The sequence below is a fragment of the Streptomyces sp. SD15 genome (genome assembly GCF_054462255.1).
In genome coordinates this window covers 1-13,384 of record NZ_JBTLMO010000005.1, presented here as the reverse complement: position 1 = coordinate 13,384, position 13,384 = coordinate 1, and the positions used below count along the sequence as shown (strand labels likewise).

Below are 13,384 nucleotides of genomic sequence, written 5' to 3'. Positions count from 1 at the left end.
ATGTGGACAGGTGGACCGGAGTCCGCGGACGTGGAACCCGCGACGGACGTGAAGGCCGCCGCTGCCGACTTCAATTGGCTGCTCAATCGTTTTGCCACCGAGACCGCCGGGGTCGTCGACGTGATCGGTGTGTCCTCCGACGGTCTGTTGATCGCGGTGTCCCAACTGCGCGGCAAAGCGGACTCGGAACGACTCGCGGCGATCGTCTCCGGGATCACCAGCCTCGCCTCGGGCGCGTCCGGGAACTACGGACTGGGCGCGCTGAACAAGGTCATCATCGACCTGGAGGAGGGGCACGTCCTGGTGTCGGCGCTCGGCACGGGCGCGGTGCTCGGAGTGGTCGCCTCGAAGGAGGCGAAGCTCGGCAACATCGCGTACGAGATGACCGTCTTCGCCAACCGCGCCGGTGCCGCCCTGAGCCCGCAACTGGTCATGGAGCTCAAGAACACCGTGGGGATCGCGCCGACCCGTTGACGGCCGACGGGGGCGTCGCGAAGGCCGCGACGGCCCGCGAGTGAAGGATGAGGACGAGATGACGGCCGGCGAGCCATCAGCCGCCGACGACGACGCGTGGGGTGTGGACCCCCCCGCGTCGATCGTCAGGCCATTCCTGCTGACCGCGGGGCGGATCGCGGGCGGTGACAGCCTCGTACCGACGATCCCGATCGAGACTCAGGTGGTCGCGACGGAACTGGGGCTGGCCACGCTGCAGGCCTTCGTCTTCGACCAGCACCGCGACATCATCACGGTCTGCCGCCAGCCGCAGTCGCTGGCGGAGATCGCGGCGAAACTGCGGATGCATTTGAATGTGATCAGGGTGCTCGCCGACGATCTGCGCGCCGACGGTCAACTGGCCTTGTACGCACCGCAGGCCGACTCCGCCCGCGACGCCACCGTATTGCGAAGGGTTATCGATGGTCTCCGAGCTATCCCCGACTCCCGGGGCGCGATCCGTGAGCGCTGACACCGAGGGTCCCCGGCCGCCGATGCCGGTGAAGATGGTGATCGCGGGCGGCTTCGGCGTGGGCAAGACCACCACGGTGGGCGCCATTTCCGAAATCGAGCCGCTCACCACCGAGGCGTCCATCACCTCGGTCGCCGCGGGCATCGACGATCTCTCCCACACCCCGGAGAAGATGACGACCACCGTCGCCATGGACTTCGGCTGCGTCACGCTCGACCCGACCCTGAAGCTCTATCTGTTCGGGACCCCCGGCCAGGAGCGCTTCGGGTTCATGTGGGACGACCTGGTCGACGGCGCGCTCGGCGGGCTCGTCATCGTCGACACCCGCCGGCTCGACGACTGCTATGCGGCCGTCGACTACTTCGAGCACCGCGAGATCCCCTTCGCGGTGGCCGTCAACGCCTTCGACGGCAAGATCGAACATGATCTGAACGACGTACGGTGGGCCCTCGACGTCGGCGACCACGTGCCGCTCACCGTGTTCGACGCCCGAGAGCGCGGGTCGGTGCGGGACGCGCTCCTGGTCGTCCTCGAACACGCCCTGGCCACCGCGGAGCAGTGAGCAGACGAAGGGGAAGGCCGCGCACCGGGCGGGCTCTCCCTTTCGTCTGTCCGTCAGGCCGTACGGCGCCTGCGCACGCCCGGGGAGACCGCCACCCGGGCCACGGCCCAGAACAGCACCAGGACGAGCAGCGCCAGGAGGGCGGTGAGGGCGGCCCCGCCGGCCACCTTCTCGTAGTTGCGCTGGTAGAGGCCGTCCACGATGTAGCGGCCGACCCCGCCGAGGCTCACATATGCCGCGATCGTCGCCGTGGACACGATCTGGATCGCCGCCGAGCGCAGCCCGCTGAGAATCAGCGGCAGCGCCGCCGGCACCTCCACCTGGAGCAGGATCTTCGGCTCCGACATGCCCATCCCGCGGGCGGCGTCGACGGGGGAGGGGTCCATGCTGCGGATCGCCTCGTACGTGGTGATCAGGATCGGCGGGATCGCCAGCACCACGAGCGGGATCATCACGGGCAGGATGCCGAGGCCGAGCCAGACGAACATCAGCACCAGCAGCCCGAAGGTGGGCAGGGCGCGCGCTCCCGAGGACACGAAGGCCAGCGCGTTGCCGCCGCGGCCGGTGTGGCCGGTGACCAGTCCGATGGGCAGGCCGATGGCCGCGGCGATCGCCAGCGCTTCCACCGAGTACTGGAGGTGCTCCCACACGCGCTGCGGGATGCCGTCGTAGCCGTGCCAGTGGGAACCGTCGGCGAAGAAGGACTGGATGAAGTTGAGTACGTTCACGAGACCTTCTCCGGCGTGTGGGTGGCGCCCGCGGTCGTGGACGTACGGCCCGTGCGGGCGGCCTTGCGGCCCGAGGGCGGCTGCCAAGGGGTGAGCACACGTCGCAGCAGCACGAGCAGGGCGTCGACCAGCACCGCGAGGACCGCGGTGGTGACCACCGAGTTCACCGCGAGGATGGGCCGGTGGTAGAGCATCGCGGTGGTCAGCAGGTTGCCGAGCGCCCCTTGGTTGCCGATCAGCGCGCCGACGCTGACCAGGCTGATGCTGGAGGCGGTCGCCACCCGCAGTCCGGCCATGATCGCGGGCACGGCGATGGGGAGTTGGACCTGGAGGTAGCGGCGTACCGGACCGATACCCATGGCCGCGGCTGCGGCGTTCGTCTCCTCGGGGACCGACCGGACGCCGTCGACGACCGAGGGGACGAGGATCACCAGGCTGTACAGGGCCAGCGGGATCATCACGGTGAGCCGGCTCAGCCCGGTGTAGTCGATGAGCACCACGAAGAACGCCAGCGACGGGATCGCGTACAGCACGGTGGTGATCCAAAGGACCGGCGGATAGATCCAGTTGATGCGGACGCACAGCAGGCCGATCGGCAGCGCCAGCAGGAAGCCGACGAGCACCGGGATCAGAGCTTCCTGCATGTGCCAGGAGATCAGGCCGAGATAGCTGTGCTGGAGGTCGCTCGGGATGTCGAAGAAGCCGTTCATTTCGCGGCCTTCACCTGGGACGGGCCCTTCGGGGAGTCGGCGGCGCGCTGCCGCCGGGCCGCGCGGATCGCCGTGGCGACCGTGTCCTGCCCGGCGAGCCCCAGCACCCGTCCCGCTCCGTCCACGGCGACCGCCTGACCGGTGGGCGACAGCACCGCCCGGTCCAGGGCGACCCGCAGCGAGTCCCGGCCGACCTCGAAGCTCTGCCCGTACGGCTCGAGGCTCTTGACGTCACCGGCCCACGTGGTGAGGTCGGCCCAGCCCAGCGGCTTTCCGCCCGCGTCGGTGACCAGGACCGGCCCCTCGCCGCCCGGCTGCCCGGCGATTCGCTGCCAGTCGGTGCCGACCGGGAAGACCCGGGAGCGGTCGACCTCGAGGTCGCGCGTGGACAGGAAGGACAGGCCGCGGATGCCCCGGTCGCCACCGAGGAACTCCTCGACGAACGCGTCGGCGGGCGACGACAGCAGTTCGTCGGGGGCGGCGAACTGGGCGAGTTTGCCGCCGGTGCGCAGGACGGCGATGCGGTCGCCGATGGTGATGGCCTCGTCCATGTCGTGGGTGACGAACACGATCGCCTTGCCCAACTCGCCCTGGATGCGCAGCAACTCCTCCTGCAGGCCCCGGCGGACGACCGGGTCGACCGCGGAGAACGGCTCGTCCATCAGCAGGATCGGCGGGTCCGCCGCCAGTGCGCGGGCGACCCCGACGCGCTGCTGCTGGCCCCCGGAGAGCTGGTACGGATAGCGGCGCGCCATGCTCGGGTCGAGGCCGACCCTTTCCATGAGTTCGGCCGCGCGGGCACGGGCGCGCTGCTTGGACCAGCCGAGCAGCCGCGGCACCGTGGCGATGTTGTCGAGGATGGTGCGGTGCTGGAAGAGCCCCGCGTTCTGGATGACGTAACCCATGGACTGGCGCAGGGCGTTGACCGGCTGGCGCTGGACGTCCTCGCCCTTGACCCGGATCGTGCCGCTGCTGGGTTCGACCATGCGGTTGATCATGCGCAGCGTGGTGGTCTTGCCGCACCCCGAAGGCCCGACGAGCACAGTGATGGAGTGGTTCGGTATCTCTAGGGACAGGCGATCGACGGCCGTCGTGCCGTCGGCATATCGCTTGCTGACCTCTTCGATGGCTATCAAGCGTCGAAACCCTTCGGGAACGCTGTGATCGGACGTGACCGGATCACGTGCACGAGGGTGCGTAGTCTAGCCAGTTGGTGCGTGTGTTCGGTTACCGCAGGGTGGTCGGTTGCAGGTGGCGCCGCAGGTGGAGCAGGCCGCGCCGCGCGAGCCGGTCCGGTGAACGGGGGGCGCTCCGCCGCGCGAGTGACCTCCGGGCGTGGCGGCGCGAGGGCGGCATCACCCCGGGGAAGACTGTCGCCCTCATGCTGCCCTGCCGTCGTGGGACGTCGTCCCCGTCACCGCCCGGAGAGACCTCGTGCGATTCCCCTTCCGCCGGGCCGCGCCGGCCGTCGCCGCCGTACTCGTCGTGTCGAGTGCCCCTCTCGCGTCCGCCACGGCGGACGACGTGGTCGTGGACCCGGCCCAGTACGTGAACCCCTTCGTCGGAACCGCCCCCGGAGGGGCGGATTTCGGCCATGGCGGTGGAGCCGGGAACACCTTCCCCGGAGCGACGGCGCCCCTGGGCGGGGTCCAGTGGAGCCCGGACACGGTGACGTACCAGCACGGCGGGTACGCGTACGGGGACAACCGGATCAAGGGGTTCAGCCTCACGCATCTGTCCGGCGCGGGGTGCAAGGACTACGGCAATGTGCCCTTCATGCCCCTGCTCGGCGCCGACGCGGCCGGCCAGGCGACCTTCTCGCACACCAACGAGTGGGCGGAGCCCGGAAGTTACGGGGTCACCTTCGACAACGGCATCGGTACCGAGCTCGCCGCCACCCAGCGCTCCGGCGTCGCCCGCTTCACCTACCCGGCCACGGACGACCGCCCCGCCGCGCTGAGCGTCGACGCGGGCAAGGCGTTCAACGCGGCCACGGGGGCGGTGGACATCGGCACCGACACCCTGTCCGGGCACACCGACAGCGGCGGCTTCTGCAAGTCCGGCAACCGCTACCGGCTCTACTTCCACGCCACCTTCGACCGACCCTTCGCCCAAGCGGCCCACCCTGACGGCAAACCGGGCGCGGCCCTGGTCTCCTTCGGCCCCGACGTGCGCACGGTCACCGTCCGGGTCGGCGTCTCCTTCGTCAGCGTCGAGGGCGCCCGCCGCAACGCCGCCACCGAGCAGCACGAGGACTCGTACGACGGGATCAGGCAGGCCGCGCGCGCCCGCTGGAACGACTGGCTCGGCCGCATCGCGGTCGGCGGCGGCACCGACACCCAACGCCGGGTCTTCTACACCGCCCTGTACCACTCCCTGCTCCACCCCAGCACCTTCAGCGACACCGACGGCCGCTACCCCGGCATGGACGGCGTCATCCGCCGCACCCGCCCCGGCCACGTCCAGTACGCGAACTTCTCCGGCTGGGACGTCTACCGATCCCAGGTTCAACTCCTCGCCCTGCTCGCCCCGCGCGAAGCCTCCGACATCGCCCAGTCCGTCCTCAACCAGGGTCTCCAGGCGGGTTACTTCGACCGCTGGACCGTCGCCAACGGCGGCACCGGCGTGATGGTCGGCGACCCGCTGCCCGTCATCGCCTCCGCCGTCCACGCTTTCGGCGCCACCGACTTCGACGCCCGCGCCCTGCTGCGCGCCGCCCTGGCGGGCCGCCAGGACAAACGTCAACGACCCGGCCACGAGCAGTACGACGCCCTCGGCTATGTCCCCGCCGGCGCCCCGGGCGTCTGGGGCTCGGCCGCCACCACCCTGGAATACGCGGCCTCCGACTATGCGTTGGCCCAGCTCGCCCACCGTCTCGGCGACACCGCCGCCCACGACACCCTGCTGCGCGCCTCCGGGAACTGGCGCAACCTCTTCAATCCCGCCACCGGCTATCTCCAGCCGCGCGCGGCCGACGGCAGCTGGCCGCCCTTCACGCCCGCCCAGACCACGGAGTACGTCGAGGGCAACGCCGCCCAGTACACCTGGATGGTCCCGCACGACCTGTCCGGCCTCTTCGCCCTGATGGGCGGGAACGCCGCGGTCACCGCCCGCCTGGACACCTTCTTCACCCACCTCAACGCGGGCGGCACCCAGCCCTACGCCTACCTCGGCAACGAGCCCTCCTTCAACACCCCTTGGGCGTACGACTACGCGGACCGCCCCGACCGCGCCCGCGACACCGTCCGCCGCGCCCTGGCCACCCTCTTCAGCGACCGTCCCGACGGTCTCGTCGGCAACGACGACCTCGGCGCCATGTCGTCCTGGGCCGTCTGGGCGAGCCTCGGCATGTACCCGCAGGCCCCCGGTACCGACCACCTCGCCCTGGCCGATCCCGTCTTCCCCACCGCCACCCTGCACCGTCCGGGCGGCCCCGGGATCGAGATCACCGCGGCCGACCCCTCGGCCACCGTCCGCGACGTCCGCACACTCATGCTCACCGCCCAGGCCCGCAAGGGTTCCTGAAGCCGGGGCCGAGGGGTGTCAGACGGCGACGACCCCGACCCCGGCCTCCTCGAACCGGCGCACCATGTCCAGGCCCACCGCCGCGTCCGTGACCAGCGTGTCCACCGACTCGGCCGCGCAGATCCGGGCGAAGGCGCGTCGGCCCAGCTTGCTGGAGTCGGCGGCGACGATCACGCGTGCGGCACGCTCGCACAGGAGCCGGTTGATGGCGGCCTCGGCCTCGTCGTGGGCGGCCGCGCCGTGCGTGACGTCGAAGGCGACCACGCCCAGGACGGCGACGTCGAGGGTGATCTGGCTGAGCACACCGTCCGCGAGGGGCCCGATCAGCTCGTACGACTGGGGACGTGCGACTCCTCCGGTGACCACGATCTTGAACTGGGGGCGCACGGCGAGCTCATTGGCGATGTTGAGCGCGTTGGTCACCACGGTCAGCGCGGGCGAGCCGGAACCGAGATCGGGGCGTACGGCCAGGGCGCGGGCCACCTCGGTGGTGGTCGTGCCGCCGGTCAGGCCGATCGCCTCGCCGGGTGCGACGAGCGCGGCCACCGCCGTCGCGATGCGCTGCTTCTCGGAGGCGTGGCGGGCCGTCTTGTAGCGCAGCGGCAGTTCGTACGACACCCCGTGCACGACCGCGCCGCCGCGTGTGCGCACCAGCATCTGCTGCTCGGCGAGCTGGTCGAAGTCACGCCGGATGGTCGCGGCCGACACCCCCAGCTCGCCCGCGGCCTGCTCGACATCCAACCGTCCCCGCTCCACGAGCAGTTCCAGCAGCGCCTTCCAGCGGGCGTCGCGCGACATCCGCACACTCCGTTCCTCGATCCTCCGCGACCCTAACGCACCGCATTCCAGGAACCCGGATTGCTTGATTGTGATTGAAAGCTCGCTATATCTTGCAAGAAAGTGCATCAGTGGGAGGGGTGTGGCATGACTGGCATGACTGGCATGACCCATGTCGAGAACGAGCTGAGCAGCCAGCCCGAGTGCTGGATCCGCGCCGCCGAGCAGGCCACGGCGCATGGCGGCGCACTGCCCGGGGCGGGGGAGCGGGTCGCGTTCGTGGGGTGCGGGACCTCCCTCTTCATGGCTCAGGCCGCCGCTTCGCTGCGCGAACGGTCCGGACAGGGGGAGACGGACGCCTTCGCCGCATCGGAATTCCCGGACACCCGTTCGTACGACCACGTGGTCGCCCTCACCCGGTCCGGGACCACGACCGAGGTGCTCGACACGCTCGCGCGGCTACGAGGACGTACACGCACGACCGCCATCACCGCCGACCCCCAAACCCCCGTGACACAGGTCGCGGACGACATCGTCGTGCTCGACTTCGCGGACGAACAATCCGTGGTGCAGACCCGGTTCGCGACCACCGCGCTCACGCTGCTGCGGGCCCACCTCGGGCTGCACACCGATGCCGTCGTCGCCGACGCGCGCACCGTGCTCCAGGCCCCGCTGCCCGAAGGGCTCGTCGACCGCACGCAGTTCACCTTCCTCGGCCGCGGCTGGACCGTCGGGCTCGCTCGCGAGGCCGCGCTCAAGATGCGCGAGGCGGCGCTGGCCTGGACCGAGGCCTACCCGGCGATGGAGTACCGGCACGGGCCCATCAGCATCGCGACCCGCTCCACCGCCACCTGGATGCTCGGCGAGGCACCCGAGGGGCTGGCCCAACAGGTGCGGGCCACCGGCGCGTTGTGGGTGGCCGGCGCACTCGACCCGCTCGCCGAACTCGTCCGCGCGCAACGGCTCGCGGTCGCGGTCGCCGCCTCCCGGGGGCTGGACCCGGACCGGCCGCGCCACCTCACCCGCTCCGTGATCCTCGACGGCACGGCTCGCTGAGTCGGCTCAACCATCCGCAGAAGAGGAGGAGTTGTGTCACTCGCAGCCACTGGTGACCTGGTCGCCGCGGCGGCCGGGGCGGGTACCGCTGTCGCCGCGTTCAACATCATCACCCTGGAGCACGTCGAGGCCGTCATCGCGGGCGCCGAGTCCGTGGCGGCCCCCGTCGTCCTCCAAGTCAGCGAGAACGCGGTGAAGTTCCGCCACGGACGGCTGCTCCCGCTGGCCCGTGCAGCCGCCGCGGCGGCCGAACGCGCCGCGGTACCCGTCGCGTTGCACCTCGACCACGTCCAGAGCGACGACCTGCTGCGACAGGCACCCGGCGCCGGATTCAGCTCCGTGATGTACGACGCCGCGCGGCTGCCGTACCAGGACAACCTTGCCGCCACTCGGTCCGCGGTCGACTGGGCGCACGCCCAAGGGATGTGGATCGAGGCCGAGTTGGGGCAGGTCGGCGGCAAGAACGGCGAGCCGCCGATCGACGCGCACGCGCCGGGTGCCCGCACTGATCCCGGCGCGGCCCGCGCCTTCGTGGCCGACTCCGGCGTGGACGCTCTGGCCGTCGCGATCGGCAGCTCGCACGCCATGACCACGCGCACCGCCGCCCTCGACCACGGCCTGCTGAAGCGGTTGACCGCGACACTCGGCGTGCCCCTCGTCCTGCACGGGTCCTCCGGAGTGCCGGACGGCGAACTGGTGACAGCCGTCGCCGGCGGCATCGCCAAGGTCAATATCGGAACGGCCCTGAACATCGCGATGACCGGCGCCATCCGGGAGTTCTTCGCCGCCCACCCCGAGGCGGTCGACTCCCGCACATACCTCGGTGTGGGACGGGAGGCGATGGCGCGGACGGTGGCGCGACTCATCGGCGTACTGCGGGGGTGACCTCAGACGGCGTCGGTATCGACCAGCTTCTCGAAGAAGAACTCGTGCTTGAGGAAGGACACGTCGTACTCGCCGCCGGGATAGGGCGGGATCAACTGTGCCGCCTGGAACAGCCGCCAGCCGTCCTCCAGGGCATGCACCCCTGTCCTGTACGGCGGCTCGTCGCTGTCCCCGGTCGTGGGCGACGTACGGCCGGTGCCGTCGTAGACCGACCAGCCCGCCACCTCCGCGTCCAGGGCGGAGGTGGCGAGGTAGAGGACCAGGATCTGCTGACGGATGCTCATGCGACGGCCCCCTGAGGGCGGTTGGAGACCCGAGTCACCCAGTGGTCCAGGTCGAAGGAGTCGTCCCCGGTGAGCGAACGCCACAGCAGGACGCGGTTGTAGACCTCGAGACGGCCGGTGGCGGGTTCGTACCACGAGAACGTCGTGGAGAGTTCCTCGGCGACCCGCGGATCGCCCAGGTCCGAGGTGTCCCACAGGCGGCACTGCCGCACCGTCGGATTGAAGCGGATCTTGAACATATAGCGGACCGCATCGCTGTCGTTGCGCCGCCCACCGTGCCACAGGCCATGGTGCAGAAACACCACGGTGCCCGCCGGGCAGACCAGCCGGCTCTGCCCGCGCAGATTCTGGTAGCGCCCGGTGTCCGTCTCGTTCGTGCGCCGCAGATGGCTGCCCGGCACGCTGAGGGTGCCGCCCATGTCGAGCGTGACGTCCTGCGGGTAGTACATCAACTGGACGTCGAAGGCGTCGGAGCGCACATCGATGATCGCGTCACCGTGCAGCGGCTGCGCCCGCCCCTCGCGGGGCTCGCGGATGTGGACGTAGTGATGGTCGACGGCGGGGTCGGGTCCGACCAGGCTCCGCAGCGCCCCGGCCACGTCCGGGATCCCGAGGAGCCGACGGACGAAGGACCCCTCGGGGTAGGCGTCCGGCACGGTGCTGCCGTACGGCACGTCGGGCACGCCCTCGCGCAGGACGTCGATGCCCTCGGTGTTCATCCCCGGCGGCACCACGGCGTCCAGCCGCAGCGAGCCGTGGGCCACGAAGTGCGCCATCCGGACCGAACTCAGGAGTGGGGGGCCGGCTGTCTGCTCCCATGGGGTGGTCATGCGCCTCAACATAGGGTCGCCACCGTCCTCGGCGCGTTGGCCCGGCTCACCACCGCTGGTAGTTTTTCACCATGCGCGAGACGGAACTGCACCTCGGCGAGCCGCCCGCCGTTGTCAACATCGGCGTCGGCGTGCACGGCCTCGCGAGCCGCACGGACGTCTTCCGGCTGCCGGAGCTGTGGCAGCTGCACCTCTACCAGTACGACGCCGAGCTGACCGTCGACGGCACCGCGCACCTCATCCGCCCCGGCCGGGTGAGTCTCGTACCGCCCGGCACCACGGTCCGCTACCGCTACCAGGGCCGCTCCGAACACCTCTACGCCCATCTGCGCATCGTCCCCGTCGGCGCACCGTGCAGCGTCCCCGTCGTGCAGGACGCGGGGCCCGAACTCCCCATGCTCTCCGGCCTGTTGCTCAACGCGATCGCGGCGGCCCCCGGCACGCCCGAGCGCACCCGGGCCGAGATCTGGACCGCGCTGTGGCGCATCGCCCGGCTGACCCCGGCCACCGCCACCAGCCGTGGCCCGCATCCGGCGGTCAGCACGGCGATCGCCCACATCGAGGCGCACCTGGCCGCCCCGCTCGCGATTCCGGAGATCGCCCGCGCCGCCGGAATCTCCCACAACCACCTCACCCGGCTCTTCCGCACCGAGACCGGCACCACGGTCGTGGCCTACATCCGCCGCCGCAGACTCGAGCGCGCCCACCATCTGCTGCGCGCCTCGACCCTCTCCATCCCGGCGGTGGCCGCGTCCGTCGGCATCCCCGACCTGCAGGCCTTCAACAAAGCGTGCCGCCGCGAACTCGGAGCCTCGCCCCGTGTGCTGCGGGGTACCACTTCCTGACGCCCCGAGACCGCCGAGCTACTTCTTGACGGCCCTGAGGATCACGAACTTGGCGTCGCCGGCCACGAGTTCACTGTTGCCGAACAGTCGGCGCAGCTTCAGGTGATAGCCGAGGTGGCGGTTGCCGATGACCCACAGCTCGCCGCCCGGCCGCAGCGCACGGCGCGCTTCCGAGAACATCCGCCAGGCCGTGGTGTCCGTCGTCGCCTGGTGGGAGTGGAACGGCGGATTGTTCACGACGAGGTCCACGCTTCCGGCGGGGACCCCCGTCAGTCCGTCGCCGACGCGGAACTCCGCGCTGCCCTCGGCATTCGCCCGGTACGTCTCCTCCGCCGAGGCGACCGCCTGGTACGACTCGTCCACGAACAGCACCTCCGCCTCCGGGTTCTCCAGCGCGATCGCCGTACCCAGCACGCCATTGCCGCAGCCCAGGTCGACCACGCGCTCGGCGCCGCGGCTGCGCGGAAGGTGCTGGAGGAAGAAGCGGGTGCCGAGGTCGAGACGGTCGGCGCAGAAGACACCGGCGTGGTTGGTGACGGTACGGCCGGAGACCGCGCCGATGCCGTCGGGCAGCTGATAGCTGTACGGCCACGGGTTGGGCTCCCGCGCGGCCCCCGGATACGGGGTGCAGAAGATGAGCCGGGCCTTCTTCTCGGCCAGCGAGGTGCGGGTCGGGCCGAGGATCCGCTCGAAGAGGTTCAGCGTCGAGGTGTGGATCTCCTTGACCATGCCGGTGCCCACGACGACGGTCCCCTCGTGCACGCCGGGCGCCAGCCGGTGCAGCTGGTCCTCCAGCAGGGCGAGGCTCTTCGGCACCCGGACCAGGAGGACGTCGATACGGTCGGGCGGCGTGTCCCGGGTGGTGAGGAGACGTACCGCGTCCGCGTCGGCCCCGTTGCGGGCCAGATTCGCGCGCGTCGCCTCCTGCGCCAGGAACGAGTCGGTGATCTGCGTCGGCCGGTGCTCCGACAGCGCCGTGGCGAGCGCTCCCCACCGGTCGCCCACCACCACGACAGAGCCGGACAGCGCGGTGCCGCTCTGCGCGAGGTGCCGCAGCAGATAGGTGTCGGCGGCGTCCCAGGCACGCAGCTGGTCGCGGGGGTCTTCGGGGAAGCGGGTCAGCGCGTACTCGGCCCAGGGTGTCGTCATACGGTCGTTCATCGTGGGTCAAGGCTAGCCGAGCCCCGGACGCCTGCCTGCCTTGGTGAATGCGTGATGATGGGCCCCATGGAGAGCGAGCTGTTTCCGCGCGGCCGTACGCAGGTCGCGCCGGGCGCGGTGCACCTGCCGGACTGGCTGGGCGCCGACCGGCAGCGGGAACTGCTGACCGCCTGCCGCGAGTGGGCCCGCCCACCGGCCGGTCTGCGCACGGTCCGTACCCCCGGCGGCGGCACGATGACCTCCCGGCAGGTCTGCCTCGGCTGGCACTGGTACCCGTACCGGTACGCGCGCACCGTCGTCGACGGCGACGGCACCCCCGTGAAGCCCTTCCCGGCCTGGCTGGACGAGCTCGGCCGCCGCGCGGTGACGGACGCGCTCGGCGCCGACGCCGCGACAGCCGCGTACGACATCGCACTGATCAACTTCTACGACGCCGACGCGCGGATGGGCATGCACCGCGACAGCGACGAGAAGTCGGACGCGCCGGTCGTGTCGCTGAGCCTCGGCGACACCTGTGTCTTCCGGTTCGGGAACGCCGAGACGCGGGCGCGGCCTTACACGGACGTGGAACTGCGCAGCGGGGACCTGTTCGTGTTCGGCGGGGCGTCCCGGCTCGCCTACCACGGGGTACCGCGAGTGTACGCGGACACGGCGCCGCCCGAACTGGGGCTGACCGGCCGTCTGAACGTCACGCTACGGGTGAGCGGCTTCTAGGACCTGTCCGGTCGATCACGGCGGAGACGCGGGGTGGGGCACGCCCGCCCCCAAGCTCTCGGCTTCGCTCGAGCAGGGAGGTACCCCCTCCGGCGTTGTCGTCGGTTGCCGACTCCCCCAAGTTCTCGGCTTCGCTCGAACAGGGGGGACCCCCATCGCGTCGACGCCCTCCTCCGCCTTGCAGCTGCACGCACCCCACCCCGCTCACCGGCACCGACCACACACCGCTGCTTTTCTCCGCCGTGATCGACCGGACAGGTCCTAGGTGTATTGATCACGAGCGTTGTTGACACTGGTCGGGTCTTGAACGTGGCGAAGACCTCCGGTGGGGTGGGAGCTGTCT

General features: G+C 70.8%; 15 protein-coding genes. 8 read left to right on the top strand and 7 right to left on the bottom strand.

Annotated elements, in window-relative coordinates; all coding sequences use genetic code 11:
* Genes ACX28W_RS06540 through ACX28W_RS06530 form a run of 3 tightly spaced genes read left to right on the top strand, consistent with a single transcriptional unit; the run spans position 1 to position 1,526 of the window.
* On the top strand, positions 1-474 hold the full coding sequence (locus tag ACX28W_RS06540; RefSeq protein WP_458998001.1) for a roadblock/LC7 domain-containing protein: 474 nt from the start codon (positions 1-3) through the stop codon (positions 472-474).
* Between the two features lie 58 nt (positions 475-532).
* The gene (locus tag ACX28W_RS06535; protein ID WP_458997784.1) at positions 533-964 is read left to right on the top strand and encodes a DUF742 domain-containing protein; all 432 of its coding nucleotides are present in this window, start codon (positions 533-535) and stop codon (positions 962-964) included.
* Positions 915-1,526: a GTP-binding protein gene (locus ACX28W_RS06530; RefSeq protein WP_458997783.1), complete on the top strand. Its 612-nt coding sequence runs from the start codon at positions 915-917 to the stop codon at positions 1,524-1,526. The genes ACX28W_RS06535 and ACX28W_RS06530 overlap by 50 nt, the downstream gene beginning before the upstream one ends.
* A 53-nt stretch (positions 1,527-1,579) precedes the next feature.
* Here the strand turns inward: ACX28W_RS06530 and ACX28W_RS06525 are convergent, their stop codons facing one another.
* The 3 genes from ACX28W_RS06525 to ACX28W_RS06515 are packed head-to-tail and all read right to left on the bottom strand — an operon-like array spanning position 1,580 to position 4,100.
* On the bottom strand, positions 1,580-2,254 hold the full coding sequence (locus tag ACX28W_RS06525; protein WP_458997782.1) for an ABC transporter permease: 675 nt from the start codon (positions 2,252-2,254) through the stop codon (positions 1,580-1,582).
* Positions 2,251-2,964, bottom strand: a complete 714-nt coding sequence (locus ACX28W_RS06520) for an ABC transporter permease (protein WP_458997781.1) — start codon at positions 2,962-2,964, stop codon at positions 2,251-2,253. The genes ACX28W_RS06525 and ACX28W_RS06520 overlap by 4 nt, the downstream gene beginning before the upstream one ends.
* Positions 2,961-4,100 carry an ABC transporter ATP-binding protein gene (locus ACX28W_RS06515; protein ID WP_458997780.1) on the bottom strand — a complete coding sequence of 380 codons (1,140 nt, stop codon included), beginning with the start codon at positions 4,098-4,100 and terminating at the stop codon, positions 2,961-2,963. Before ACX28W_RS06515 ends, ACX28W_RS06520 begins: the two co-directional genes overlap by 4 nt.
* A gap of 298 nt (positions 4,101-4,398) precedes the next feature.
* Between ACX28W_RS06515 and ACX28W_RS06510 the strand changes: the two genes are divergently transcribed.
* Positions 4,399-6,489 (top strand): GH92 family glycosyl hydrolase, encoded by a 2,091-nt coding sequence (locus ACX28W_RS06510; protein WP_458997779.1) that lies wholly within the window; start codon positions 4,399-4,401, stop codon positions 6,487-6,489.
* Positions 6,490-6,507: 18 nt separating this feature from the next.
* Here the strand turns inward: ACX28W_RS06510 and ACX28W_RS06505 are convergent, their stop codons facing one another.
* Entirely contained in the window at positions 6,508-7,287 is a 780-nt protein-coding gene (locus ACX28W_RS06505) for a DeoR/GlpR family DNA-binding transcription regulator (protein ID WP_458997778.1), read from the bottom strand.
* A 144-nt stretch (positions 7,288-7,431) separates the two neighbouring features.
* Between ACX28W_RS06505 and ACX28W_RS06500 the strand changes: the two genes are divergently transcribed.
* Complete coding sequence (locus ACX28W_RS06500) at positions 7,432-8,322, top strand: SIS domain-containing protein (RefSeq protein ID WP_458998000.1); 891 nt, start codon at positions 7,432-7,434, stop codon at positions 8,320-8,322.
* A 33-nt stretch (positions 8,323-8,355) separates the two neighbouring features.
* Positions 8,356-9,207: a class II fructose-bisphosphate aldolase gene (locus tag ACX28W_RS06495; RefSeq protein WP_458997777.1), complete on the top strand. Its 852-nt coding sequence runs from the start codon at positions 8,356-8,358 to the stop codon at positions 9,205-9,207.
* Positions 9,208-9,209: 2 nt separating this feature from the next.
* Here the strand turns inward: ACX28W_RS06495 and ACX28W_RS06490 are convergent, their stop codons facing one another.
* The gene (locus ACX28W_RS06490; RefSeq protein WP_458997999.1) at positions 9,210-9,485 is read right to left on the bottom strand and encodes a hypothetical protein; all 276 of its coding nucleotides are present in this window, start codon (positions 9,483-9,485) and stop codon (positions 9,210-9,212) included.
* Between the two features lie 2 nt (positions 9,486-9,487).
* Positions 9,488-10,321, bottom strand: coding sequence for a phytanoyl-CoA dioxygenase family protein (locus ACX28W_RS06485; RefSeq protein WP_458997776.1), 834 nt, complete (start codon positions 10,319-10,321; stop codon positions 9,488-9,490).
* Positions 10,322-10,392: 71 nt separating this feature from the next.
* Between ACX28W_RS06485 and ACX28W_RS06480 the strand changes: the two genes are divergently transcribed.
* Entirely contained in the window at positions 10,393-11,166 is a 774-nt protein-coding gene (locus ACX28W_RS06480; RefSeq protein WP_458997775.1) for a helix-turn-helix domain-containing protein, read from the top strand.
* Positions 11,167-11,184: 18 nt separating this feature from the next.
* On the opposite strand, the gene ACX28W_RS06475 is transcribed toward ACX28W_RS06480, so the two are convergent.
* Positions 11,185-12,315: a methyltransferase gene (locus ACX28W_RS06475; protein WP_458997774.1), complete on the bottom strand. Its 1,131-nt coding sequence runs from the start codon at positions 12,313-12,315 to the stop codon at positions 11,185-11,187.
* Positions 12,316-12,393: 78 nt separating this feature from the next.
* On the opposite strand from ACX28W_RS06475, the gene ACX28W_RS06470 reads away from it, so the two are divergent.
* Positions 12,394-13,041 (top strand): alpha-ketoglutarate-dependent dioxygenase AlkB family protein, encoded by a 648-nt coding sequence (locus ACX28W_RS06470; RefSeq protein WP_458997773.1) that lies wholly within the window; start codon positions 12,394-12,396, stop codon positions 13,039-13,041.
* Positions 13,042-13,384: the final 343 nt, after the last annotated feature.